The organism is Bacillus sp. RHFS10 (assembly GCF_016757475.1).
Classification (GTDB): domain Bacteria; phylum Bacillota; class Bacilli; order Bacillales; family Bacillaceae; genus Bacillus; species Bacillus subtilis_G.
On sequence record NZ_JAESPO010000005.1, the window covers coordinates 35,462 to 60,828 of the forward strand.

Below are 25,367 nucleotides of genomic sequence, written 5' to 3' on the forward strand. Positions count from 1 at the left end.
GATCATAGAATGCAAGACTTACTATTTGAATATAAACGCACGCTCAAACAAACAAGAACACAATATAAACTGCTCGCAGAAGCAGATGAATCCATACTCTCAGCTGAAGAGCTGAAGGATAAAAAAATCATCAGAAACATGATTACTGATCTGGAATATGTAACAGAATGGCTTGAAAAAGGAAGACAGCCCGGCATCAGACGGGCGATTGACCGACGTGATGCGTACCAGCGGCTGATGATCAAAGATCCGAGAATCATCGAATCATTTTCCAGCGCTATGATGTTTGAGCCGGACGGACAGGTATCAGAAGAAGACAGAGAGAGAATCCGAGAAGCGTTATCCCTGTTAACGGACAGAGAAAAAGAAATGTTTTTGCTGCATAAGGTAGAATGCTTTTCTTACGAACGGATTGCTGATCTTCTCGGCGTGAAAAAATCAACGGTGCAAACGACCATTAAACGGGCGATCGTAAAGATGCAAAGACAGCAGGAAGAAATAAATCGATCGCTTGCCTGAAAGCTTGTCATACGTTTGCCACCTATAAGTGAATAGAGCATGACACATAAGCGGCTGGCAGGATCAGCCGCTTTTATGAATAGACATCCATGCTGGAGGTGGCGGTGATGCCGTAGCATGAAAACACAACAGCGCGAACAAGCATTAGCAATCTATCAACAACATCAAGGAAAGATCACAAATCGGGCGATTGCGGATACAATCGGTGTTTCCGCGAAAACAATCGGCATCTGGAAAAAACAAGACAAATGGAAAGAGGCCTTGTTTTCTGAAACCAGAAACGAACAAAAACAGCGCCGGATAGATAATGAAGAATTAAATGAACGGCAGCGGCTGTTTTGCCTGTATTACGTCAAAAGCTTCAATGCCACACAGTCAGCAATCAAAGCGGGCTATTCTCCGGACAGCGCCCATGTGACGGGCAGCCGGCTGTTAAAGAATGAAAAGGTCGCTGCTGAAATCAGACGCGTTAAAAAAGAAATGGTCAATGAAATGTTTATTGAAGCGATGGACGTGCTGCAGGTTTACATTAAAATCGCGTTTGCTGATATTACGGACTATGTGACTTTCGGAAAAAAAGAGGTCCAGGCTGTCGGGAAATCGGGGCCGTTGTTTGATGAAGATGATAATCCGATTATGAAGGAAATCAGCTTTGTCGATGTCAAAGATTCCGGGCTTGTTGACGGCACCATTGTGACGGAAGCGAAGCTCGGCAAAGAAGGCATCGCCATCAAGCTCGCCGATAAAATGAAGGCGCTCGAAAAGCTGTCCTTATATTTTGATTTGTTTCCGGATCAATTTAAACAAAAAATTGAAAACGAGAAATTAAAACTTGCCAAACAAAAAGCGGAGAAAACAGATGACAGCCAAGCGCCGATTGAAATTATGATCAAACGAAAAGAGGGCAAGCCATGATTGTAAAAGAAATCAACCCTCATTTCGAAGATTACGTGTTCAATTGGGAGCAGACGTACCAATTTCTCGTCGGCGGCTACGGCTCATCCAAAAGCTACCATACCGCATTGAAAATCGTGTTAAAGCTGCTGAAGGAAAAACGGACGGCGCTTGTCATCCGTGAGGTGTTCGATACCCATCGGGATTCGACCTTCGCCTTGTTTCAAGAGGTGGTCGAAGAGCTCGGCCTCACAAAGGCTGTGGCACCCCTTTCTTCCCCGCTGCAGCTGCGGTTTCAAAACGGCAGCCGGATCATGTTCAAAGGAATGGACAATCCTGCGAAATTAAAATCAGTTCATAACATTTCATTAATATGGATTGAAGAGTGCTCAGAGGTGAAGTATGAAGGCTTTAAGGAATTAATCGGACGTCTTCGCCACCCTGACTTGAAGCTTCATATGATCTGCACCACCAATCCCGTCGGCACCTCCAATTGGACGTACCGGCATTTTTTTCGTGATGAACGCAATAAACGGTTTGTGCTGGATGACAGCGAGCTTTACGAAAAGCGGACGATTGTGAAGGGAGATACGTATTATCATCATTCCACAGCAAACGACAATCTTTTTCTCCCGAAAAGCTATGTGAATCAGCTTGACGGACTCAAGGCATATGATCCTGACCTGTACCGGATTGCCCGCAAAGGCCGATTCGGCGTCAACGGGATCAGGGTCCTGCCGCAGTTTGAGGTGCTTCCGCATGACCGAGTAAAAGAACGTATCGCAGCCATCGACAAGCCAATTTTTCGCACAGGCATGGATTTTGGGTTCGAGGAATCCTACAATGCTGTTGTCCGACTTGTAGTCGACCCTGAAAAAAAATACCTCTACATTTATTGGGAGTATTATCAAAACAAAATGACAGATGACAGGACGGCTGAGGAGCTTCGTGAGTTTATTGACACACAGGAATTGATCAAAGCCGACTCCGCTGAGCCGAAAAGCATCCAATATTTCCGCCAGCAAGGCTTTCGAATGGTCGGAGCCAGAAAGTTTCCCGGCTCAAGGCTTCAATACACCAAAAAGGTGAAACGATTCAAAAAGATCTTCTGTTCGGACCGCTGTGAAAATGTCATCTATGAGCTGAAGACGCTGACGTATGCAAAAGACAAAAACGGCGCGCTGATAGAGGATGAATTCACAATTGACCCGCATACGCTGTCTGCCATTTGGTATGCGCTTGATGATTATGAAGTTGCTGATATGAAAGAGACAGCACACAAACGAATCCGGCCGAACCGGGAAAGGAGGAGGTCATAAATGATGCACAATCAAACCGTCAGAGCGACTGTATTCAAAGCCAATGCCGCCGCTCCTCAGACAAAACAAATCTATGAAGATGACTTTTCTGATTTGTATGGAGAGGATATTATCGCACCGCCCTACAACATCATCGAGCTTAAAACCATTGCTGAATACTCGACGATTCTTCAGCAATGCATTGATGCGTACAGGGTGAATATTACAGGTTTTGGCTTTGATGTTGAGTACACGTTTGATGTCAATGCGAATGACGTGGATCAGACGAAAAAGCAAAAAGCGGAAAAAGAATGGGCCAGACTCGAAGCCTTTTATAAATGTCTTCACTTTGACGAATCAGCCGAAATGATTTTAGGCTATGCCATTGAAGACAGAGAAAAAACAGGCAACGGGTTTATGGAAGTGCTACGCGACGGAATGGGAAAACCAGCCGGCATCGAATATTTAGATGTGAAATATATGCGGGTATGCGGAGCCGGTGAGCCAGTCGAGGTCTCATTTGTATATGAAGAAAACGGGAAAATGAAAAGGATCAAAAGGCAAAAACGCTTCCGAAAATATGTGCAAATGATGAATGGAGAGAAAGTATTTTTCAAGGAATACGGCGATCCGCGAAAAATGGACATGCGAACGGGTGAATATGTAAACACATTGGCAGAGAAGCATCAAGCGAATGAAGCGATTCACCTCAAAATCGGAAGCGGCGTATACGGGGTGCCCCGCTGGGTCGGCAATATCGTCAATTTATACGGTGCGCGAAAAGCGGAAGAGCTCAATTTTATGTATTTTAAACAGGGACGGCACGTACCCGCTGCGATCACAGTGGAAAATGGGATGCTGTCAGAAGCTTCTTATCGTGAGCTGCAAGAGTATATGAATGATCTTGAAGGTGTGGAAAATGCCCATAAATTTCTCCTGATTGAAGCGGAGGGAATCGCGAAAGAGAAGGACCTGCACGGTGGCGAGGACATTACGCCGGTTTCCGTGGAAATCAAATCCTTGGCGGAAATTCTCCAAAACGACGCCTTGTTTCTTGAGTACGATGAAAAAAGCAGAAATAAGCTGCGCTCGGCGTTCCGCCTCCCGCCGCTTTATACAGGCGAGGCGCAGGAATACAACCGGGCGACAGCGGATACAGCTCGAAAAATCACGGAGGAACAGGTCTTTCAGCCGGAGAGGAAAACGCTCGTGAATAAACTGAACACGCTGCTTTTGCCGGAGCTGAATATTCATGACGTCAGGCTGACATTAAAAGGACCGGACTTTCGTGATCCGCTCGAGATTGCGAAAGTGCTCGGTCCTTTTATTACAGCGGGAGCCGTCTCGCCGAATGATTTACGCGACCTTGCCGGACGGGTGCTTGGCAAAACGCTGGAAGAGTGGCCTGAGGAAATGTATAAACGGCCTGCAGGACAGGATGCGGAAAAGACAAACTTGACTGCGCTCATGCAGGAGCTGAAAGAAAGCATCGAAGAGATCAAAACGTCCTGAAGGGAGGTGAATCAAGCAGGTGGCGCGGGAATTAAAAAATGCCAAAATCAGCTTTGTCAGCTATGTGGACAAGGCGGCTAACCAGACAGAATTTTTCTTTACGAAGTCAGCCGGACCTCCGTCATTTGAAAAAAAGGTTCAGCTGTTTACAAAAAGTGAGCAGGATGAACAAAAGCTTGTGTACGGAATCGTGTATGAGCCAGATGTTCCTGACGCCCACGGCGATTATATGACCGCCGAGGAAATTGAAAAAGCGGCGCATGGCTTTCTCGCGGAGGCACGGGAGATTGACATCAATCACAGCTTTGAGGGCGGAACCGGCGTCGTGGTCGAGTCATATGTGGCGCCCGATGATTTTATGATCGGGTCAAAGCAGATTACAAAGGGCTCGTGGGTGCTCGTGACGAGAGCGTCTGACGAGGTGTGGGAACAGATTAAGGCTGGAATCATCACCGGCTACAGCATGGCGGGCACTGCTGATGTGTATGAGGAAGAGCCGGTTGAAAAAGCGGGATTCTTCAGTGTATTCAAGCAGATGCTGGCTGACAAAACAGGAAAGGAGACTGAAGAAATGAGAAAAGAAGACATGAAAGAATCATTCGAGCATGCGCTTTACCCTTTGCTTAAACGGCTTGAGCGGATTGAAAAAAACACAGACACGGAGGGAAATCCGGAGCAGACGGGTGATGACGAGCGCCTGAAAAAAGTCGTTGAAGAGATGCTCGCCCCGCTGATTGAACGAATCGAGGCTTTGGAAAAAGCGCGAGGCGCATCTAAGCAGACAGCGGACGATGCGGGCGGCAATACAGAGCAAGTTAAAAAATCAATCTGGAGCGGACTGTTGTAAAACCAGTCAAAGAGGAGGAAATCAATTGAGAAATCAAGAGATCATTCGGAAAGCGGAAATGTCGCTTTCTGCTTTAAAAAGCGGCGGACTTATGAACCCCGCGCAAGCATCGGCTTTTATCCGCATGGTGCAAAACACGCCGACCATTTTCAGTGAATCCCGTGTGATTCAAATGGAAAATGACTCGCAAAAGTTTGAGAAAATCGGCTTCGGCCAGCGTATTTTGCGGGCGGCTCAAGAAGGAAAAGCACTGTCAAACGACGAGCTGACTGTTCCAACGACTAGCACTGTCCAGCTGAACACGAAGGAAGTCATTGCGGAAATCAACATTACGTATGACACACTGGAAAACAATATTGAAAAAGACGGCCTGCAGCAGACGATCATGAAGATTTTAGCAGAGCGCGCGGCAGTAGATATTGAAGAGCTGATTGTAAACGGCGATACAGCATCAGCGGATCCGTATTTGGCACAGCTGGACGGCATTCGCAAACAAGCGGTGTCCCACATCGTTGATATGAACGGTGAAGAACTGTCCAGAGCGACATTCAAGAAAGGCTTAAAGGCTGTTCCGGCGAAATATTTGCGCATCCCTCAGGAATTCAGATTCTATACATCTCACGGCTTAGAAGTTGAATGGAAGGACCGCGTAGCAGACCGCCAGACAAACTTAGGGGACCAGGCTGTTCAGGGCGGCTTGTCAACTGCATTCGGCGTACCGGTTAAAGGGGTATCCAATATGCAGCCGTACACAGTCGGTGAGGGAGATGCGCAATATGACGCTTCCGATATCATTCTCACACATCCGAAAAATATCATTCTTGGCTTCTCTCGCAATATCCGAATTGAAGTCGACAAAGACATCCGCTCCCGTAAATTCATTATTGTCTTAACGGCCAAGCTGGACAGCAAGTTCGAGGAAGAGGATGCCTGCGCGAAATTAATTAACGTAAAAGAATAATAGAAACGGGGTGGTCAGCTCATGCTCATTGAACCGACTGACGTAGCCTCCTATTCGGTCTTTGATCGAGTGAAAAACAGGCCGGAAGAACTGCTGGCGCAGGATATTATCGAGGCGGAAGCGGAAGCGGCTCTCATCACGGGCCACCGCTTTGAAGACAGCGTTTATGACCCGCTGCCCGATAAAGCGAAACTGGCTTTGCTGAAGCTTGCCCAATATTTTGCGCTTGTAAACAGCGATGAATCAGCCTCATCAAGCTATCAGTCTGAAAAAATGGGGGATTATTCCTACACGTTTTCCGGAGACGGCGGCATTCAGCGGCCGGAGGTATATCATTTGCTCGAAGCGTTTATCGCGCCGGGTTACGTCCCTGAGTCCTCCAGACTGAAGGTGAGGTCTTTATGAGCTATCAGCACATGCTCATTCACCGCTGTGCCATTTATCATGAAGCGGTGCAAGCGCCGTCTGCAGGCCGATTCGGGATTCCGGCGGATAAGCTTCAGCCAGTGATTTTGTATCCGGACTCACCCGATGAACAAGATGTCCCTTGCTATTTTACCGAAAAAACGCAGCAGCTGATCCAGAAAGAGCCGGATCAAACTGTATATCACAGCTTTCTCGTCCATTTTCCGTTGTCAGCGGACATCCGCGTGAACGATAAAATCATTTGGGAGAATCATCAATATATACTAAAGCTGCCGAAAAGGATCAGACATCATCATTGGGAAGTCATCGCGGTCAGGGATGAAAGCCTATGAAAATAGCGGGGCTGAAACAGCTAAACACATCATTAAAAAAAGCGGCATCAGGCGGCTTTTCACGTCAGGCGTCCCGCTGGCTTGAGGAGTGCGGGCAAGATTTTCTGGAGATCGTTCAATCTGAACTGATCAGCACACAAACGATTGATACAGAAAAACTGCTCAGCTCCTTCGAGAAAGGCGCAGATGACAATCTCTGGATTGCGCAAAGCGGAGGGCTTTCGCTTGAGGTGGGTACACAGCTTGATTACGCTTCATTTCTGAATGACGGCCATTGGACGTCAAAAGAAAATGTCAGATGGGTGCCAGGGCATTTCCAAGGTTCGCGGTTTATTTACGATCCCGCGGCTTCAACGGGAATGGCGCTCAAGAGAAAATGGATCCCGGGCACGAGCTACTGGGATCATGCGCTGCTTTTATATGAACAGCTGTTTGAAACATCGCTGGAAAGCAAATGGCGCCAGTGGCTGAAGAAGCTGTAAAGGAGGAGCAGGATGAACAGCGAAACAGGATCGATCATGGCGTTTTTATACAGCCGGTGGTCTGTTCCCATATATGAACGCGAGCTGCCTGATCAGTTTCAGGTGCCGTCGTTATACGTCCCAACGCCATCTGTTTTTGAGGAAACAGATACAGTCTCCACATTTAAAAAAACCTACAGTCTCAATGTGAAGCTGTTTCATCTTGACTCTGTTCAGGCGCTTGATGAAGCGGACAGGCTCGCGGATGCCATTAGAGAAGCGAGAAACATGGTTCCGCTGCTTAATGAATCCGGTGAGAAGACGCGGGATATGGTTCGCATTACCCGAATCGAGACAAGGGTAGGAGACAGGGGCGAGGCGGTCATGGTGATCAGGTGGAGCAGCCGATATTATTATCACAAAACAGAACAGCCTGTCTTACAGGATATCGACATGAACAGCGGGGTGAAATAAGCGGTGGCAAAGAACAAACAAGAGAAGAAGGCTGTACATACGGAGAGCCGGGAAGCTCTTTTTGATACAGCGGATTTAATTAAGCACGCGAAGGAGCTGTTCGGCGTTAAGCCGGATATCCTTCAGGGGGCTTTATTTGGCGTGGATCAAACACATATGACGAAATCAGAAGCCAATCAATTGATTCAAACATTTCTAACCAAGGAGGTCATGTCATCATGAATGGCGGAACATTTACAACAGGCAAAGAAAAAGAACGTGCAGGCATTTATTTTAACTTTAAAACGACAGCACAGGAGCGGGTGTCGCTCGGTGAGCGGGGGACAGTTGCACTTCCGGTTGCATCAAGCTGGGGTGAAGCGAAAACGTTCGTCTCCATTTCCAGTGTTGAGGATCTAAACAAAAAAGTGGGCCTCAGCATTGATGACCCGTCTTTATTGCTTTTGCGTGAAGCAAAGAAAAATGCGCAAACGGTATTGATGTACCGTCTATCCGAAGGTGTCCGAGCATCTGCTGATATTGCTGAAGGCGTCAAAGCGACAGCTGTATATGGCGGATCAAAAGGAAATGACATTATCATCCGCATTAACCCAAATGTGCTGGATGCTGCTTCTTTTGATGTGACAACGTATATGGATGAATCAGAGGTTGATAAACAAACCGTCAAAAAGGCTGAAGAATTAACAGCTAACGGCTATGTCACCTTTACCGGAACAGGCGATCTTTCTTCGACAATTCCGCTCACTGGTTCAGAAGGTGACACTGGAGCTGAGACACTGAATGCATCTGCGGGAATCCGTTTGTCCGGCGGTACGGATCAAACACCTGTCAACTCCGACTATACAGATTTTTTAGCCGCGGCTGAAACGGAGAGCTTTGATGTGATTGTGCTGCCTGTTGCGGAAGGGGATCAGCTGAAGGCGACGTTTGCTGCTTTCATTAAGCGCCTGCGCGACGGCCAAGGACAAAAAGTGCAAGGGGTCACAGCTAATTATGCCGGTGATTATGAAGGGATCATCAACGTAACAGAAGGTGTGCTGCTGGAAGATGGCACAGAAGTTACGCCTGACAAAGCAACGGCTTGGGTAGCTGGGGCAAGCGCAGGAGCTACCTTTAACCAATCACTGACATTTGTAGAGTACGAAGGCGCCGTTGATGTGTTACAACGCCTTGACCACGATGCGATTGTTGAACGTTTGGGCAAAGGCGAATTTTTATTCACATTCGACGCCCGCGATAAATCCGTCAGTGTAGAAAAAGACATTAACTCACTCGTTACGTTCACAGCCGAGAAAAACAAAAAGTTTGCGAAAAACAAAATCGTTCGTGTCCTTGACGCTGTGAATAATGATTTAACACGCGAGCTGAAGACCTTAATCAAATCAAGAAAAGGCAGCGGAAGCGATATCCCGGCGTCTGAAGACGGGCTTCAGTATGTAAAAACGATGATCACGCAATACATGACAACGCTTCAGGATGCGGGCGGCATCACTGGCTTTGATTCTGATGAAGATATCACAATTTCAATGAATGAAGACCGTGACGGCTTCTTGATTGATCTGGCTGTCCAGCCTGTCGACGCAGCAGAAAAATTCTACTTTAATGTGGAGGTAAACTAATATGGCATTAAAAGCGCAAAATACTATCTCAGGAAAAGAAGGACGCTTATTTCTTGATGGCGAAGAAATGGCGCACATCAAAACATTTGAAGCAAACGTCGAGAAAAACAAGTCAGAAGTAAACATTATGGGCCGCCGCATGACAGGCCATAAAACAACAGGGGCAAATGGAACTGGAACAGCGACGTTCTATAAAGTCACATCAAAATTCGTGCTCCTGATGATGGACTATGTCAAAAAAGGCAACGATCCTTACTTCACACTCCAAGCTGTCCTGGATGATCAATCCTCCGGACGAGGCACAGAGCGAGTCACCCTGTACGACGTCAACTTCGACTCTGCCAAAATCGCAAGCCTTGATGTCGATTCTGAAGCATTAGAGGAAGAAGTTCCATTTACATTCGAAGACTTCGACGTGCCTGAAAAGCTTTCCGACACGTTTTAATCAAAGCTGAACCAGCCATACGCAGGCCTTTCTCAGAAAGGTCTGTTTTTTCACACGATGAAATCAATCAAAAGATAAGGGAGTTTTTTACATGAGCGAGAAGAACGAAAACGTATATGATCTTTCCTTTTTTATGCCGGGAAAAACAATTGAAGCTGAGGAAATCAAAGTGCCGATCTCAAAGCGTTTTGTTGATAAAAAAGGGAACATCGTGCCATTTGTTTTTAAAGCGATCACGACAGAGCGTATTGATGAACTGGAGAAAGAAACAACAACGTATAAAAATGTCAAAGGCAGAGGCCGTGTTAAAGATTTAGACAGCCAGCGCTTTTATGCCCGAATCGCAGTTGAATCAACCGTTTATCCGGACTTCCGTTCAAAAGATCTTCGAGAAGCATACAAAACGGCCGACCCGGTAGAAGTTGCGAAACGCGTCCTCTCAGTCGGAGGCGAATACGCAAACTGGTTAAACAAAGCGATTGAGATTAATGGTTTTGAAGATGAATTAGAGGATCTGGAAGAAGAAGCAAAAAACTAATAAAAGATGGGCATAAAGAAGCCGTGTATCTCTATTATGCGATGCACGAGCTTCATTATTCTCCATCAGATTTATTAGAACTGTATGAAGCGCCCCGAAACTTTAAGGCGCTGTTGAATGGGCTGATTGGCTATAAGCTGGATCTCCTTGAAAAACAAGCAAAGAAAGGAGGGGTATCGTAATTGGCAAAGCTGACAGCAAGATTTGATATGGAAGACCGTGTAAGCAAAAAGTTAAGAAGAATTCAAAATGGATTTCGGGCACTTGAAAAATATAGAAAAATGGCGCAGCGAAAAAGCGCTATCGATATACGAAAAGATAGTAAAACCATATTAAGAACGATTGACCGCATACAAAAATCTCTAAAGAAAAAGCTGGGTTCTCAAATGATTTCCATTTCAGCTGAGGATAACGCCAGCACTGTCATTCAGCAGATTCAAACTCAATTGCAGGGATTGCCGTCATCCATATCTATTAAAATCTCTGCTAGTGATCAAGCAACAGCAAGGTTTGAACGATTAAGAAAGCTCGTTGCAGGTTTTAAAGGCTTTACGATCACACTGAGTGCAGAAGATCAAGTTTCGCCGGCTGTGCAAAAAATAAAGCGTTATATGGAAACCGCACTTCAAAATGGTTACTCTGTTACGATACGTGTGATTGATCACGTCATGAAAACAGTCGGCCGTATTTCAGCCGGCATTGATGCCTTAACAGGAAAAGACAACAAATTCGAGCTGGCTATTAATGACAAGGTGTCAGATAAGCTGGATTCCTTGCAGAAAAGAATTGACAGTATGGGAATCTCAGGTTCAGCCGATAAAGCAGCTCCTTCAGCCGGAGGAAATGCCGGTGGTATTGCAAGCATGTTTGATCCAGAACCGATTTTGACAGCACTGGACAAATTTGCTGCATCATTCATGGAAAAAGTGGATGACATCGCTACAAAATTCAGCCCAGAAACAATCTTAACAGAGCTGGATAAATTTACAACATCGTTCATGAATAAGGTGGATGCGATTGCGACAAAATTCAGCCCGGAAACGATTTTGACTGAGCTCGACAAGTTTACAACATCATTCATGAGTAAGATGGATGCAATTGCGACAAAGTTCAGCCCGGAGACAATTGTGGCACAACTGGATAAGTTCACAACATCATTTATGGGAAAAGCGGATGCAATCGCAACGAAGTTCAGCCCGGAAACAATTGTGGCACAACTGGATAAGTTCACCACATCATTTATGAGTAAGGTGGATGCGATTGCAACAAAGTTCAGCCCGGAAACGATTCTAAAACAGCTGGATAAGTTTACAGGCTCTTTTATGAAGAAAGTAGATGCAATCGCAAGTAAATTCAGTCCTGAAACCATTTTTAAACAGCTGGATAAGTTTACAGGCTCATTTATGAAAAAAGTAGACGAAATCGCAAGTAAATTCAGCCCTGAAGCCATTTTTAAGCAACTGGACAAATTTACAGAGTCCTTTATGAAAAAGGTAGATGATATTGTAAGTAAATTCAGCCCTGAAGCCATTTTTAAGCAGCTGGACAAATTTACAGAGTCCTTTATGAAAAAAGTAGATGATATCGTAAGCAAATTCAGTCCGGAAACGATTTTTAATGAACTGGATAAGTTTGCAGAGTCCTTTATGAAAAAAGTGGATGATGTCGTAAGTAAATTCAGTCCTGAAGCCATTATTACTAAAGCAGAAGACTTTGTAACAAATATTGTTGACAAAATTTCAGAAAAGTTCAATTTTCTGAACCCGGATAAAATCGCCAATAAAGCCGAAAAGTTTGTTGATAACATTGTCTCCAAAATCGCGAAAAAATTTGAGAAATTCAGCCCTGATAAAATTATTGAAAAGGCGGGGGAGTTTTTTGAAAAGATTATAAAAGGCATTGTTGAAAAACTGGGAAATCTGGATTTTGGAGGACTGCTTGGGGGCAAATCCAACGGAAGCAAAGGGAAACAAAAAGCCTCAAAAGCCAATACAAAGAACGCAACTTCTAACAACTCAAACCGCACTAAAAAACCTTCTATGAACAAAAAAGCGTCAGGTTCTAAAGCGAAGAAGTCAGGCGGAAAATGGGGCGGGGCTTGCGGATGCTGCTGTGCCGGAATCAGTACAGGCAAAAGCAAAAAAGTCAAAAACAGAAACGGTTCATCAACGAAAGGCAATAAAACAAATTCTGTGAATACGCCGAAATCCGCAAAAGCAGCTAAAGGCGCATCAGGCAAAGGATTTTCAGGTCTTCTGAAATCATTGGGAGGTTCAAAAGATTTGAAGGGCGGACTGAAGGGCTTAAAAGGAGCCGCGAAAGGAATCCCAGGACTAGGCGAAATCTTGTCTCTTACTGACTTAGCCGGAATCAATAAGGATAATGCCGGTGAAAAAGTAAGTTCAGCCGGCGGAGGTTTGGCAGGAGCAGCAGCCGGAGCGGCAATTGGAAGCGTTGTTCCGGGAGTCGGGACAGTGATTGGCGGTGCAATAGGAGGAATTGCAGGATCTTTCGGCGGAGAAAGTTTAGGTAAGGCAATTGATGATGGCGCTCTAAATGATACATGGAACAGCATTAAAGAGGGGGCGCAAAATGCGTGGTCAGCCATTCAGGGTACTTGGGGCACTGTATCAACATGGTTTATGGACAATGTTTGGACACCTGTATCATCCGCGGTTGTGGGTGTTGCTACAAATATATGGTCAAACATCGTAAACGCATGGACAACGATACAAACCATTTTTAGTACCGTATCAACATGGTTTATGGACAATGTCTGGACGCCTGTGTCCTCTGCGGTTGTCGGTGTGGCTACAGCCATTTGGTCTAAAATTGTAGGTGCATGGACGACGATTAAAAATGTGTTCAGTGCAGTTGCTTCCTGGTTTATGAGCAATGTGTGGGGGCCAGTCAAATCCGCTGTTATCGGAGCGGCAACCACAATCTGGGATAAAATGACTGGTGCTTGGAATAAGATTAAGAGTGTTTTCAGTACAGTATCGGGATGGTTCATGAATACAGTTTGGAACCCGGTCAAAAATACAGTCTCAGATGTAGGTAAGGGAATTTCTGACGCTTTCCAAAAAGCAATAGATGCCGTCAAGAAGATATGGAAGGGTCTGAGCGGCTGGTTTAAAAAGAATATCCAAGAACCTCTTGCAAAGGTTGGAGAAGCCATCTCAGATGCTTTTTCTAAAGCGTTCGGCTGGGTGAAGAAAATTTGGGATAAAGCTGGCGGCGTAGCTAGCAAAGTGATCAATTTTGTAACCGGCGGCGGAGATCCGGATAAAGGTAAAGATCCGGATAAAAATGCCACAGGCGGCTACATCACTAAACCAACCATCTCTTGGATCGGTGAAGCCGGCAAGGAATTTGTTATCCCTGTCGATAACAACCGAGGCCGTGGCAAAATGCTTCTTTCACAAGCGGCGTCTAAACTCGGTATGCAAGTCGTAGACGACATGGGAGCCGCTTCGTCTTCTGGTGGAAGTTCGGTATCTCTCTCAGGAGGAGCAGCTGCCAGCCCGTTATCAGGATCAGCTTCTCCATCAATGGACACTGCAAATCTTACAGGCCAAGCGTCCGCACTCGGACAGCAATTTTCAGAAGGCATTGGCAAAGGCATCAGCGATCAGCCGGTCAATATTGAAGACTGGAAAAAGAAAAACATCAATACGCCATTTACGCAAATGATTTCTTCTTCACCAAATTACGGAAAACAAATGGTGAGCGGGTATTCCAAGGGTCAAAACAGTACAGCGACCGGAACAGATGGCTTCCTGCAGACGAAAGTCAAAACACCATTCCAGAACACTGTGAATAAATCCTCTTCATGGGGAACCGGTACGATCAAAGGGTTTACTTCCGGACAAAATAGTTCCCAGACTGGTACTGATCAGTATGTAAATACTCATGTGAATAAGCCGTTTTTGAAGTCTAAAGAATCATCAAACGGCTGGGGAACCGGAATGATCGGGAATTTTGTTTCAGGTATGACTTCAAAGGCAAGTGACGTTCATGAAGCTGCCAAAGAACTAGCGAAAAAAGTTGAGAAAGCTTTTCGTGAAGAGTTAGATATCCATTCACCTTCTCGTGTCATGATGAGCTTGGGGCGTTTTGCCTCTGTTGGTGTTGTAAAAGGTCTGGATTCTGTAGATGTGAAAAAATATGCTGAAAAGCAAGCTGGTTCACTGGCTGCTGCATATTCCGGAATGGGTGCAGCAGGTGGAAATGTGAAACAGTGGCTTATGGCTGCAATGATGGCCACAAAAACACCATTGAGCTGGCTTTCAGGTTTGATGACGATTGCTCAGTATGAATCAGGAGGTAACCCTAACTCTATTAACCTGTGGGATAGTAACGCGAAGGCGGGGAATCCATCGCAAGGTCTCATGCAGACAGTTCCGACCACATTCAATGCTCATAAAGCACCGGGTATGGGTAACATTAAAAATCCGATTCACAACGCTGCTGCCGCTATAGGATATATCAAAAGCAGATACGGCTCAATTGACAATGTACCTGGTATTAAAAGCTTGAAACGTGGCGGTCCGTATGTCGGTTATGCCAACGGCGGACTGATTACAAAAGAGCAAATCGCCCGTGTCGGTGAAGGAAACAAGCGGGAATGGATCATTCCGGAGGAGCGGGGCATCCGCGGCCGCTACCTCCTTCAGAAAGCGGCGCAAGCTCTCGGGATGGAAGTGACAGATCCGTCTCAATCCCAGCAGTCTGAGCTTTCCTCAGGACAAGTTTCAGCCGTTACCTCTGGAACCCGGCAAACGATACAAACGGCCGGAACGAAAGAAATTAAGATTGAGTTTAATGGTGATCAGCATTTCCATAATGGACAGGACGCTGACAGCCTGGTAGCAAAAATTAAGCAGGCATTACTTGATGAATTACAAAAAGACATGAACACCGGAACAAAGGGGGTCGTAGCTTTTGACTAAGTCTGTTTATGAATTTTGGATATCACAGGGGAAGGAAAAGCTGCGGTTTCCTGTTCTTCCTGAAACGTTGGATATAGCGAATAGTGTGCAGAATGACTCAGTAAAGATAACAGGGCTGGGAGAAATAACGTTTATTGAAGAACCTGGAGCGAAAGAAATTTCATTTTCTTCTTTTTTTCCAAAAAAGTATATACCGATAGCTGAATATCAAAATCTCCCGTCACCTGAGAATGCCATTTCGAAAATTGAAAAATGGATGAAGGCTAAAAAGCCTGTCCAATTTTTAATTACGGGAACAAAAATCAATATGACATGCAGCATTGAAAGCCTTAAATACAGTGAAGGGGACAACGAGATAGGAGATAGGGATTTTGATATCGTCCTGAAAGAATACAAAACCGCTTCCCCACGAAAAATCAAACAGAAGAAAAAAACAAAGGCAAAGCGCCCGTCGAAGGCGTCTCCAAAAACCTACACCGTGAAAAAGGGAGATACGCTGTGGGACATTGCCGGCAGGTTTTATGGGAACAGCACGCAATGGCGCAAAATTTGGAACGCTAATAAAACAGCAATGATCAAACGGAGCAAACGGAACATCAGGCAGCCGGGGCACTGGATTTTTCCCGGCCAAAAATTAAAGATACCGCAATGAAACAGGTGATGTGTGATGATAGAACTGTTTGTCATTAAAGACACAGAGTGGCTCGAGCTAGTGGCAGAAAGCGTATCGCTTGAAGGCCACCGTTATCAGGCGCCTCGCTCCATAGAAGCAACCATCGTCATCAAACAGGGCGACCAGACGTATTACAGCGTTACTGAGGGAGATACGGTCTTGTTTAAGTGGAAGGGAAAAGAGCTTTTTCGCGGCATTGTTTTTGCAAGAACACCGGACGAGCATACGCTTGCCTTCAGTGCGTATGATATGCTCCAATACTTGGTCAAAAATCAGGATGTGTACGTGTTTTCCAATCAGCGGGCCGACCAGATGATCAGGCGGATCGCCAATGATTTTCAAATACCGACAACTTCGATTGCGAACACAGGCCATACGATCAAAAGCCTTGTCATAAAAAATGATACGACCCTATATGACATCATCTTAAAAGCGCTGAAACAGACGAAAAGCCAGACTGGGCGGCATTATCAGCTGTTTTCAGAAAAAGGAAAGCTCGGTCTGCGTGCTTGGCCAGATCCGTCAGAGGTATGGGTGTTGGAAACTGGCGTCAATATCACGGGTTACCAATACAGCACTTCCATAAACGACACTGCAACACGGGTTGTGCTCCGCCGGCAGAAAGACAAGAAGACGTATAAAGCGTCTGCCAAGGACAGTTCAGGCTTAAACAAATACGGTGTGCTTCAATATACGGAGACGGTCACAGATGATATCAACCAAGCTCAGCTTCAGCAGCGGGCAGATGTGCGACTTGCTGAAAAAAAGGGCGTCAAAAAAGAACTGAAAAATATTCAGGCGGTCGGCATTCCGGAAGTAAGGAGCGGTTTGCCTGTCTATATATCCATTCCGGAGGCCGGGATCAAGAAAACCTACTGGGTAGATACGGACCGGCACGAGTTTAAAGGAATGAAACATACGATGACCATTGATGTTATCGAAAAGAATACCATGCCGGAAGGAGTTTCCTGATGAGATTGAGTGAGGCGATTAAACATTTGGCCGTCGGCGCAGTTGACGCTGAGTCTCCGGTGGAGCTGCTCCCGGCTGAGGTGGTTTCGGTTTCTCCTGTTGAAATCAAATTAAAAGAAAACAGCAAACTGATCATACCGGCTGACGCCCTCATCATCCCAAAACGGATGAAGTCCGGAGGAGACGATGCACTCGAGCCGGGGGATCGCGTCATGACCGCGGCTCTGACTGGCGGTCAATCGTTTTTTATTTTAGATAAAGTATAGACAAACCTTCAGCACGAAGGGGTTTTTTATTTAGCTTGTCAAAAAGGAGTGGGCATCATGGCCCTGACACCAGAAGTGGAGTTTGAGGATTTTGAGGATGAAAGTGACGTTATTGAAACCTCGCAAACATACAAAATAGATTTTGAAAACGGAAGAATTACAAATGAGCTGATTACCGGGCTTGAAGCGATCAGACAATTCGTGTATATCGCCTTACAAACAGAACGATATGCGTATTCCGTATACAGCCATAATGTCGGAAATGAGCTTCAGGACGTGCTGACAGATCATGAGACGACTGATGCCTATAAAAAAATGGAGATTCCGAGGCTGATAGAAGAAGCACTGATTTATGACGACCGGATATCTGCTGTAACAGATTTTGAGATAGAAAAACAAGGCGATGCGTTTCATGTTTCCTTTGTGGTGGAGACAGATGAAGGGGCGCTTGAGATTGAGGAGGTGATTGGTGAAGATGTTTGAGGAGCAGACCTTTGAAGAGATTATGGAACGCATGCTCAACAGCATTTCCGCAGATATTGACACAAGAGAAGGCAGCGTCATTTATAATGCGTTAGCTCCGGCGGCAGCCGAGCTTGCGAAGTCATATATATGGCTGGACACCGTGCTTGAGCTGGTCTTTTCTGATACCGCCCAAGGCGAATTTTTAGACCGGCGTGCAGCGGAAGCGGGGATTGAACGGACAGCCGCAACAAAGGCGGTCAGAGCGGGAGAGTTTACATCTGGGGTTACCATTCCTGCGGGCTCACGCTTTTATGTTGATAATCTTTATTTTCAATATACGGCAGATGGGACGCTCATCTGTGAAACACCTGGTGATGCGGGAAACGCCAATCTGACTGGACGCCATTTACTTTCGCTGGATACCATTCCCGGATTAGAGACAGCCATTGTTAAAGAAATCCTGATCCCGGGGCGTGAGGAAGAAGGAGACGACAGCTTAAGAGAACGGTATTTTACAAGGGTTCGGCGCGAGGCTGTCAGCGCTAACAAAATGCACTATAAAGAGTGGGCTGAAGAAGTGGACGGTATTGGGAAAGCAAAGATCTTTCCGCTTTGGAAGGGAGACGGCACGGTCAAAATTGTCGTTACGAATGTGAATCTCGAGCCGGCTTCCGATATCTTGATTCAAAAAGTGAAAGACTATATCGACCCTGAACCAGGACAGGGGGAAGGACAGGCGCCAATTGGAGCCTATGTCACAGTGGAAAGTGCGGTCTGGAAGGATGTTGAGATTTCGGCCGAAGTGCTGCCTGAGATCAATCACTCAATTGATGAAGTGAAGTCGGAAATTGAAGAGGGCGTTCTAAACCTCTTTAAGAAAATGGCGTTCGAAGACAACGTCATCCGCCTTTCTCAAATTAACAATATCGTCTATAATTCACCGTCAGTCAGTGATTATTCCAACATAAAAATCAATGGCACCTCAGAAAATCTGGTACTGAGCGACGTGGAAATTCCTAAGCTTGGGCAGGTGAAGATCATTGAGCAAACTTGATGACATGACAGCGTATCTGCCGCCGTTTCTCACCAGCCTGAAAGAAATGGCTGAGCTGCTGAAAGCGGAAGCGCCTGAGTTTGATCAACAGAATCACAGCATCTTTGATCTGACCGATCAGCTATTCGTGCCGACAGCGACATGGGGGCTAAGCCGCTGGGAAAAAATTCTAAACGTCCCGCGGGAATCAGGTGATACGGATGAGATCAGACGGTTGCGTCTCATTTCAAAAATATCGAACATTCCGCCAATCACCTACAAGGCCATTGAGCAGGCGGTCAATCGTTTCTTAAAAAAACCATCTGCACAGGTCCGCCTGCTGCCCGGCGAATACCGATTTAACGTGGATATCAATGTTGATGACCTTCAGCACATGAATGAGCTGATCGAAACGATAGAAAACATGAAGCCCGCTCATTTGGCGTATACGCTCAGAGGCGGATTGAACGAAACGCTTCAAATCAAAGATACAGTCATCCTGAATCACCGCAGATACCGAACAGCCAGTGAGCTGAAGGTCGGTTATTCTGTCACCCTTAACAACAATGAGGTGGTCTTAACTTGATTTCAACCATATACAGAGAACGTACAGCGGCAGATCTAAAAAGCAGAATTGATCACGTGCTGCTGAACGGACAAAAAACAGAAATAGTAGAACTCACTATTGACGGAGCGACAGTCACCGTCTTGACAAAACGTGAGGAAGACATCAAGCATATCGAAACGGTACAAATTTTTGACGAGCTGGGCAATGTGATCACAGAGAGAAAAACAGACCTGGACGTCAGTGAAAACAGAACACTCGATTTCAGATTTACTTTTGAGGTGGTGTAAACATGGCATACGAAGAAAAAACAGACTGGCTCCCCGACGACCCGATCAACGAAGACGACGTCAACCGCTGGGAAAAAGGCATAAAAGACGCCCACACAGACCTCGCCGCCCACAAAAACGACATGAACAACCCGCACAACACAACAAAGGCGCAAGTCGGGCTGGGGAATGTGGATAACGTGCAGCAGGCGGCGAAGAAGGATTTTGATCAGCATGTTAATGATGACACGATACACATTACTGCTGCTGAAAGGTCAAAGTGGAATAATGCGCAGTTAAGTAAGATATCAGACGATGATGGAAGAGTCTTCTACAAGAGCGTAACCGAAATCACAGATTATAATGATTTAACCGATACCGGTATGTATTTGATATACAACGACGGCCTGAACGGTCCGGGCCTAAACAGGTGCTTTCTTCTTGTGATGAGCTATAAAAACACACTTGTTCAAATAGCTTATGACGGATTTAAGGGAGAGCAATCTTTTTTTAGAATTAGAAAAAATGATTCTGCAACATGGACGGCATGGATTGAATCTGAAACTACAGAAGGGTCTCAAAAGAAAATAGATGCACATGCCAATAAAACAGATATCCACGTAACAAAATCTGATAAGGACAAATGGAATCATGCACAACTATATAAATTAACTGATACTCAGGGCTACCGAACTAAAATCCCAGATGGAACTGACTTATTAACGCTACCCTCTGGCTTTTATTATGCAGTGGGGAGTGTTATAACAAACAATCCTGTTTTAGGGGATGGATCTTGGTATAACTATGATGTTATCGAAACAGGAGGCGGGGGGCGAAAAACAATTTTGGCATCTAGAAGTTATGACGGAACCTTTTGGATGGCAACGATTCATACAGATGGCGTGTTTAAAGGATGGAATAAGATTGAGACTGAGGCAAGCGCTCAGAACAAAGCAGATAAATCCTTAGCTGAGGCTAAAAACTATGTTGACACAAATTATACGAATCAAAAATTAACCATACTTACAGGCTCTAATGCAATTCAAGATGCAAGAACTGGAGGAGATGAATATCCTCGGGGGCTAACATTAATGGATGTTGGTCAAGGAAATACTACGGGTTATCCACTTGGTTACGGAATCATAAAAAATGAGAAATATCATGATTATAGATTTGCTCAATATTTTTATGGGACTGGAAATGAATCTAACAGTTATTTTGATAATACTGGCACATGGATACGGCACTGGTGGAGTGGTTCCGGCTGGACAGCTTGGCATAAAATTTCTGGATTCGCTCATGCGAATATAGGAACTACCGGGATTCAGTATCTTGATAAAGCAGCTCATACAAAAATTCAGTTTAATCGCAAAATAAAAGATAGTCACAATGCTTTTGATACAAAAAATAGTAGATTCGTTGCTCCTAATGATGGAATGTTTTTAGTGGGAGTTGGGCTGTATATGATAAATACACCGGCATACATCAATTTTCATTTGAAACTCTATCTAAATGGATCATTGTATAAACCGGTTGACCATAAGAGAGGGGATTTTGTTGATAAGCAAAATGAAATGTACCTTGGCTTAAATGGTTATGTAACCGTTCCTATGAACAAAGGTGATTATATAGAGATCTATTGCTATTGCAACTATGGTGGTAGTGATAGAAGAGGTGTATCCGATTATAACGAGGCATACAATTTTATAAACATTCAAGAAATTGGAGGGCTTAACTATCCTACAGTATAAGTATAGGAGGAAAAATGATGATCGCAGAAGCAATCATGTATAAATATCCCAATACAGATCCAACAAAAGATTTTATCGTTCAAAATGACGGGGAAGGGTCTTATATAGCTGAATGGAACCTGCGCGCCCCAATCCCAACCCAAAAAGAGCTCGAATCTTGGTGGGAGGAGTCACAAAAAAACCCGCCGTACGAGCCGCCTAATCAGGTGGAGCTTCTCGCTCAGGAATTGTCGCAGGAAAAGCTGGCTCGCAAGCAGCTTGAAGAACTGAACAAAACATTGGGGAGCGAGCTGTCAGATATTAAGCTTTCATTACTTTCCTTGAAAGGAGATCATGCTGAATGAATTATTGGGTGCTTGCCTTGCATTTTGAGTGGGCGACAGCGGAGATGGTGAAACAGGCTATCGCATATCAAGACTGTTCAATTGAGGATCTGGCAGAGGGTGTGAACAAAAAGCTGATTACCCCTGATCAGTATAAAGGCATTACCGGTAAAGCCATGTAAGGCTTTTTTATTTTGCCTGTTTTTAGATCAAAAGGAGGATGAAGATGGTGAAGTATCAATATGAGTTTCCTCTCGATAAGACTGGAAAAGCTGGAGCTGTAAAGCCCTACAGAGGAGGAAAAAATGATTTTGTGACACCTGTTGCGAACTTGTCAGGTGTCGCGGAGATTTTAACAAACGCTGCCTTAAAGGCGACTGAGGCATACAGTCAGCTCGGGCAAGACAGGCTGGGCGCGGTTCTGATTTCGAAAGTAAAGGGCTGGGCGTATGCAGATCGCGAAGGCACGCTCTTTGTTGAAGAAAGCGACAACAATAATGTTTGGACAACGACAGCAGCAGTTAATGCCGCAGCCGGTGTCCTGACGGAGACGGACTGGGTGTATCTCTCTAAACGCTATTATCGCTTCCGTTATGTGAACGGGAACCTTCAGCAATCGGAATTTGCAGTCTACCAATCAGTCGGGGCGGGAGAAATGGATGTGCGTGTAAGTGAAAAAGCCCCTTTGCAGATTGACTTTTCGACGATTCAGACAGACGATGGATTGCTGAAAGTAAAAGCCCGCAACACGGTTGATTGTGTCTTTCATGAAAATGCCGATTCCGCCGGCGAAGGTGCTGCTTTACCTGTGAACGGTGCCGCGCATTTACTCGTTGAAGTATACGGCACAGCGGAAACGAGTGAGGTGAAATTTTGGGGTAAATCGTTGTCAGGACAGAAACTTCCGATCAGAGGCGTGAAATCTGATGATGCGTCCTCTGCCTCGGGAACGTTAGGGAAAGCTGAGGCGTGGGCCTTTGAGATTAAAGGGTTTAAGGAGATCATCATGGAGATCGCCAGTATCACCGGCGGATCTCTTTCGGTAAAAGGAACCGCGATTTCATAACCATTTCGGCCCTCGGAAGGGAGGTGATCCGCATGTAAAGGAGGAGTGAGTGATGCAGCAAGAGTTAGATGTTAATGTGTTCCAACAGGATTTAACAGACATGAAAGGTGAGCAAAAAGCGCTAGAGCAGCGGGTTTCCGTATTAGAACGCGTGTCAGACCGGCAAGACCAGCAAATCATGACGCTGAACGAGAAGTTAAACAAAATTGATGAAAATACAACGTGGATTAAACGCACCATCACAGGTGCCATCATTACGGCAGTATGCACAGGGATCATTGGCGGAGCCATCGCCATTATGTACAACCTGCTGCAGCATTAGGGGGATTTTTATGAAAACGTACGACAAAGGCACGGTCATCAGGACGGTGCTTCTTTTGGTTGCATTCATTAACCAAACCATGTTGATGTTTGGCAAATCACCATTGGACATTCGAGAGGAGCAGGTCAATCAGCTTGCTGATGCTCTTTATTCTGCCGGATCTCTCATTTTTACAATAGGGACAACAGTTGCCGCTTGGTTTAAAAACAACTATGTAACAGAAAAAGGGAAAAAACAGCGTGACTTGTTAAAGGAAAATAATCTGATGAAATAAGGAGAGATCATATGGTTAACATCATTCAAGACTTTATTCCAGTCGGTGCAAATAACCGTCCAGGCTACCTCATGACACCGTTCTACATTACAGTGCATAATACAGCGAACACTGCACCCGGAGCGGATGCCGAAGCACATGCCCGCTATTTGAAAAATCCTGATACGGCGACTAGCTGGCATTTTACTGTTGATGATACAGACATTTATCAGCATCTGCCATTAAATGAAAACGGCTGGCATGCGGGAGACGGAAACGGCAGCGGCAACCGGGCTTCTATTGGGATTGAAATTTGTGAAAATGCCGATGGAGATTTCGCTCAAGCAACAGCAAATGCCCAGTGGCTTATTAAAATATTAATGGCTGAGCACAATATCATTCTCGCCAATGTCGTCCCTCATAAGTATTGGTCAGGGAAGGAATGTCCGCGCCAGCTGTTGAATATATGGGATACGTTTAAAGCTGGGATTGGGGGAGGCGCGAGCCAAACCTATGTCGTGAAACAGGGTGATACGCTAACATCCATAGCGAGAGCGTTCGGTGTCACTGTTGCCCAGCTGCAAGAGTGGAACAATATCGAAGATCCGAATCTCATTCAGGTCGGTCAAGTGCTAATTGTAAGTGCGCCATCGTACGCTGAAGAACCCGATCTCTATCCGCTCCCGGACGGAATAATCAAACTGACAACACCTTACGCCTCAGGCGAACATGTCTTTCAGGTGCAGCGAGCACTGGCCGCTCTCTATTTTTACCCTGATAAAGGAGCTGCCAATAACGGAATTGACGGCATTTACGGACCGAAAACTGCTGATGCGGTTGCGCGTTTTCAGTCTGTTAACGGTTTAGCGGCAGACGGTATTTACGGGCCGGCGACTAAAGCAAAGATCGCGGCGCAATTAAGCTAATCGCAGCAAAAAATCCCGGAGTTTCCGGGATTTATTTTTTCTTCTTCAACTTTTTTAATATACCTGCACTGCGCTCCCGCACCCGAAGCGAATACCCGGAAAGGCCAAACCTTCCGTAATCAACAAACTTCACACGCCTCACCAATTTTTTCACTGTATCACCTGACAATATCCTCTGTTTGTTTTAGTATATGTAACCCTTTAAGAAAAGGAATAAGGACAAGAGCTGTTTTCCCTTGTCCTTTTAGTGTGATCATGCTTTTTTTCGTTTATACTCGTCAATCAGCCGTTCGTTTTCTTTGAAGATTCTTGCTGTATGCGGGCTGACTTGATAGCTTGCGACACTGGTGGTTGAACGTTTTTTCAGCATCTTTGACGGTTTTGCCGCCCGGGGCTCGCATCCGTTTTGAAACGCGCGTTCCATTATCCTTCACCTTCCTCCTCAATTGGCAGAACTAAATCATATATGCTCGTTAATGATGTGAAAAGCAAATAATCAAATTCCGTGACAATGCAGTCAGACGTCAGCTTGATGACGTAGCTCTGTGTCTCGATGGTAAATGGGATGAGAACCACTTTTCCGTATTGGTCGTAATAAACATCCTTTCGATCGAGCCGTGTCTGCACGTCTGCCGGATCGTCCATATGCTCGGTTAACCGGTCCTTATCGGCCTGTGTCGAATAGTGACAAAGTGAGGCCGTTAAGTTCATTTTATCGGCATAGGCTTTCAGCAGCTTATTAATACCTTCAGCATATGCATCTATACTTCCATAATAAACGTGGATCGGTTCGTTTTTCAATAGGTATTGGTATGTTTTCAGCCGATCGAGATACATGTGAAGCATTTCGTTGTTTTCTTCGAGGATTTCTCTTGTGTCGGTTTCTAGTTCGCTGCCGGCCAGTTTTTTGACGTATGCACTTAAGAAGATGAAAGCGTCAATTAAAGCGAAACTGACAGCGACAATGAGATACCGTTCCCAGTCGGTAAACAGGGAAAAGGGCTCATATGTCCAGTATATCATAGCACCCAAAACAAACAGCAAGTACCATGTTTTCCGGATGGCGGACATTTTTTCTTTGACCTTCGCTTCGAAACGCCACGTGGCGTACACGTATAAGCCTAATCCGGCCATGATGCACCAGACCATGATCTGAAAGAATAAAAGCATGCATGAATCCCTCACATCTGAAATAGGTTCTGCTT

Annotated in this window: 33 protein-coding genes; 30 read left to right on the forward strand and 3 right to left on the reverse strand. The window is 45.4% G+C overall.

The window, feature by feature from the left end:
• Positions 1–9: 9 nt before the first annotated feature.
• The 30 genes from JMN17_RS16480 to JMN17_RS16625 all read left to right on the forward strand — a co-directional run bounded on the left by JMN17_RS16480 (position 10) and on the right by JMN17_RS16625 (position 24,162).
• On the forward strand, positions 10–519 hold the full coding sequence (locus JMN17_RS16480; RefSeq protein ID WP_202328551.1) for a sigma-70 family RNA polymerase sigma factor: 510 nt from the start codon (positions 10–12) through the stop codon (positions 517–519).
• Positions 520–636: 117 nt separating this feature from the next.
• Entirely contained in the window at positions 637–1,434 is a 798-nt protein-coding gene (gene xtmA / locus JMN17_RS16485; protein WP_202328552.1) for a phage terminase small subunit, read from the forward strand.
• Positions 1,431–2,732 (forward strand): PBSX family phage terminase large subunit, encoded by a 1,302-nt coding sequence (locus JMN17_RS16490; RefSeq protein WP_202328553.1) that lies wholly within the window; start codon positions 1,431–1,433, stop codon positions 2,730–2,732. The genes xtmA and JMN17_RS16490 overlap by 4 nt, the downstream gene beginning before the upstream one ends.
• A 3-nt stretch (positions 2,733–2,735) precedes the next feature.
• Positions 2,736–4,223, forward strand: a complete 1,488-nt coding sequence (locus JMN17_RS16495) for a phage portal protein (protein ID WP_202328634.1) — start codon at positions 2,736–2,738, stop codon at positions 4,221–4,223.
• 19 nt (positions 4,224–4,242) lie between these two features.
• Positions 4,243–5,070, forward strand: coding sequence for an XkdF-like putative serine protease domain-containing protein (locus JMN17_RS16500; RefSeq protein WP_087990889.1), 828 nt, complete (start codon positions 4,243–4,245; stop codon positions 5,068–5,070).
• 25 nt (positions 5,071–5,095) lie between these two features.
• On the forward strand, positions 5,096–6,031 hold the full coding sequence (locus JMN17_RS16505) for a phage major capsid family protein (protein ID WP_087990890.1): 936 nt from the start codon (positions 5,096–5,098) through the stop codon (positions 6,029–6,031).
• A gap of 21 nt (positions 6,032–6,052) precedes the next feature.
• On the forward strand, positions 6,053–6,436 hold the full coding sequence (gene yqbG, locus JMN17_RS16510; protein WP_087990891.1) for a protein YqbG: 384 nt from the start codon (positions 6,053–6,055) through the stop codon (positions 6,434–6,436).
• Positions 6,433–6,789 carry a YqbH/XkdH family protein gene (locus tag JMN17_RS16515; protein WP_202328554.1) on the forward strand — a complete coding sequence of 119 codons (357 nt, stop codon included), beginning with the start codon at positions 6,433–6,435 and terminating at the stop codon, positions 6,787–6,789. The genes yqbG and JMN17_RS16515 overlap by 4 nt, the downstream gene beginning before the upstream one ends.
• A complete protein-coding gene (locus tag JMN17_RS16520) occupies positions 6,786–7,271 on the forward strand; it encodes an HK97 gp10 family phage protein (protein ID WP_202328555.1) in 486 nt (161 codons plus the stop codon). Before JMN17_RS16515 ends, JMN17_RS16520 begins: the two co-directional genes overlap by 4 nt.
• 12 nt (positions 7,272–7,283) lie before the next feature.
• Positions 7,284–7,724 carry a phage tail terminator family protein gene (locus tag JMN17_RS16525; RefSeq protein WP_202328556.1) on the forward strand — a complete coding sequence of 147 codons (441 nt, stop codon included), beginning with the start codon at positions 7,284–7,286 and terminating at the stop codon, positions 7,722–7,724.
• Between the two features lie 3 nt (positions 7,725–7,727).
• Entirely contained in the window at positions 7,728–7,946 is a 219-nt protein-coding gene (locus JMN17_RS16530) for a hypothetical protein (protein ID WP_202328557.1), read from the forward strand.
• The gene (locus JMN17_RS16535) at positions 7,943–9,343 is read left to right on the forward strand and encodes a phage tail sheath family protein (RefSeq protein WP_202328558.1); all 1,401 of its coding nucleotides are present in this window, start codon (positions 7,943–7,945) and stop codon (positions 9,341–9,343) included. Before JMN17_RS16530 ends, JMN17_RS16535 begins: the two co-directional genes overlap by 4 nt.
• 1 nt (position 9,344) lies before the next feature.
• The gene (locus tag JMN17_RS16540) at positions 9,345–9,788 is read left to right on the forward strand and encodes a phage tail tube protein (protein WP_087990896.1); all 444 of its coding nucleotides are present in this window, start codon (positions 9,345–9,347) and stop codon (positions 9,786–9,788) included.
• A gap of 91 nt (positions 9,789–9,879) precedes the next feature.
• A complete protein-coding gene (locus JMN17_RS16545) occupies positions 9,880–10,326 on the forward strand; it encodes a phage tail assembly chaperone (protein ID WP_010330418.1) in 447 nt (148 codons plus the stop codon).
• A gap of 41 nt (positions 10,327–10,367) precedes the next feature.
• Complete coding sequence (locus JMN17_RS16550; protein WP_202328635.1) at positions 10,368–10,508, forward strand: hypothetical protein; 141 nt, start codon at positions 10,368–10,370, stop codon at positions 10,506–10,508.
• A complete protein-coding gene (locus tag JMN17_RS16555) occupies positions 10,509–15,278 on the forward strand; it encodes a transglycosylase SLT domain-containing protein (RefSeq protein WP_202328559.1) in 4,770 nt (1,589 codons plus the stop codon).
• Positions 15,271–15,930: a LysM peptidoglycan-binding domain-containing protein gene (locus JMN17_RS16560; RefSeq protein WP_202328560.1), complete on the forward strand. Its 660-nt coding sequence runs from the start codon at positions 15,271–15,273 to the stop codon at positions 15,928–15,930. The genes JMN17_RS16555 and JMN17_RS16560 overlap by 8 nt, the downstream gene beginning before the upstream one ends.
• Before the next feature lie 15 nt (positions 15,931–15,945).
• A complete protein-coding gene (locus JMN17_RS16565) occupies positions 15,946–16,923 on the forward strand; it encodes an XkdQ/YqbQ family protein (RefSeq protein WP_087990898.1) in 978 nt (325 codons plus the stop codon).
• Positions 16,923–17,189, forward strand: a complete 267-nt coding sequence (locus JMN17_RS16570; RefSeq protein WP_087990899.1) for a DUF2577 family protein — start codon at positions 16,923–16,925, stop codon at positions 17,187–17,189. Before JMN17_RS16565 ends, JMN17_RS16570 begins: the two co-directional genes overlap by 1 nt.
• 57 nt (positions 17,190–17,246) lie before the next feature.
• Positions 17,247–17,672, forward strand: a complete 426-nt coding sequence (locus JMN17_RS16575; protein ID WP_087990900.1) for a DUF2634 domain-containing protein — start codon at positions 17,247–17,249, stop codon at positions 17,670–17,672.
• Positions 17,665–18,708, forward strand: coding sequence for a baseplate J/gp47 family protein (locus tag JMN17_RS16580; RefSeq protein ID WP_202328636.1), 1,044 nt, complete (start codon positions 17,665–17,667; stop codon positions 18,706–18,708). The genes JMN17_RS16575 and JMN17_RS16580 overlap by 8 nt, the downstream gene beginning before the upstream one ends.
• Positions 18,695–19,273, forward strand: coding sequence for a YmfQ family protein (locus tag JMN17_RS16585; protein WP_087990902.1), 579 nt, complete (start codon positions 18,695–18,697; stop codon positions 19,271–19,273). Before JMN17_RS16580 ends, JMN17_RS16585 begins: the two co-directional genes overlap by 14 nt.
• The gene (locus JMN17_RS16590; RefSeq protein ID WP_010330427.1) at positions 19,270–19,542 is read left to right on the forward strand and encodes a hypothetical protein; all 273 of its coding nucleotides are present in this window, start codon (positions 19,270–19,272) and stop codon (positions 19,540–19,542) included. Before JMN17_RS16585 ends, JMN17_RS16590 begins: the two co-directional genes overlap by 4 nt.
• A gap of 2 nt (positions 19,543–19,544) precedes the next feature.
• Positions 19,545–21,272, forward strand: coding sequence for a pyocin knob domain-containing protein (locus JMN17_RS16595; protein ID WP_087990903.1), 1,728 nt, complete (start codon positions 19,545–19,547; stop codon positions 21,270–21,272).
• A gap of 14 nt (positions 21,273–21,286) precedes the next feature.
• Entirely contained in the window at positions 21,287–21,616 is a 330-nt protein-coding gene (locus JMN17_RS16600; RefSeq protein WP_087990904.1) for an XkdW family protein, read from the forward strand.
• Positions 21,613–21,777: an XkdX family protein gene (locus JMN17_RS16605; RefSeq protein WP_087990905.1), complete on the forward strand. Its 165-nt coding sequence runs from the start codon at positions 21,613–21,615 to the stop codon at positions 21,775–21,777. The genes JMN17_RS16600 and JMN17_RS16605 overlap by 4 nt, the downstream gene beginning before the upstream one ends.
• Before the next feature lie 44 nt (positions 21,778–21,821).
• Positions 21,822–22,661 carry a phage-like element PBSX protein XepA gene (gene xepA, locus JMN17_RS16610; RefSeq protein ID WP_087990906.1) on the forward strand — a complete coding sequence of 280 codons (840 nt, stop codon included), beginning with the start codon at positions 21,822–21,824 and terminating at the stop codon, positions 22,659–22,661.
• A gap of 52 nt (positions 22,662–22,713) precedes the next feature.
• Positions 22,714–22,983, forward strand: coding sequence for a hemolysin XhlA family protein (locus tag JMN17_RS16615; protein ID WP_087990907.1), 270 nt, complete (start codon positions 22,714–22,716; stop codon positions 22,981–22,983).
• A 10-nt stretch (positions 22,984–22,993) separates the two neighbouring features.
• Positions 22,994–23,257, forward strand: coding sequence for a phage holin (locus tag JMN17_RS16620; RefSeq protein ID WP_087990908.1), 264 nt, complete (start codon positions 22,994–22,996; stop codon positions 23,255–23,257).
• Positions 23,258–23,268: 11 nt separating this feature from the next.
• Positions 23,269–24,162, forward strand: coding sequence for an N-acetylmuramoyl-L-alanine amidase (locus JMN17_RS16625; protein WP_087990909.1), 894 nt, complete (start codon positions 23,269–23,271; stop codon positions 24,160–24,162).
• A 31-nt stretch (positions 24,163–24,193) separates the two neighbouring features.
• Here JMN17_RS16625 and spoIISC read toward each other — a convergent pair whose 3' ends face one another.
• The 3 genes from spoIISC to spoIISA all read right to left on the reverse strand — a co-directional run bounded on the left by spoIISC (position 24,194) and on the right by spoIISA (position 25,332).
• Complete coding sequence (spoIISC, locus tag JMN17_RS16630) at positions 24,194–24,331, reverse strand: three component toxin-antitoxin-antitoxin system antitoxin SpoIISC (protein ID WP_119913750.1); 138 nt, start codon at positions 24,329–24,331, stop codon at positions 24,194–24,196.
• An 84-nt stretch (positions 24,332–24,415) separates the two neighbouring features.
• Positions 24,416–24,586, reverse strand: a complete 171-nt coding sequence (spoIISB, locus tag JMN17_RS16635; protein WP_087990910.1) for a three component toxin-antitoxin-antitoxin system antitoxin SpoIISB — start codon at positions 24,584–24,586, stop codon at positions 24,416–24,418.
• Positions 24,586–25,332: a toxin-antitoxin-antitoxin system toxin SpoIISA gene (gene spoIISA, locus JMN17_RS16640; RefSeq protein WP_087990911.1), complete on the reverse strand. Its 747-nt coding sequence runs from the start codon at positions 25,330–25,332 to the stop codon at positions 24,586–24,588. The genes spoIISB and spoIISA overlap by 1 nt, the downstream gene beginning before the upstream one ends.
• Positions 25,333–25,367: the final 35 nt, after the last annotated feature.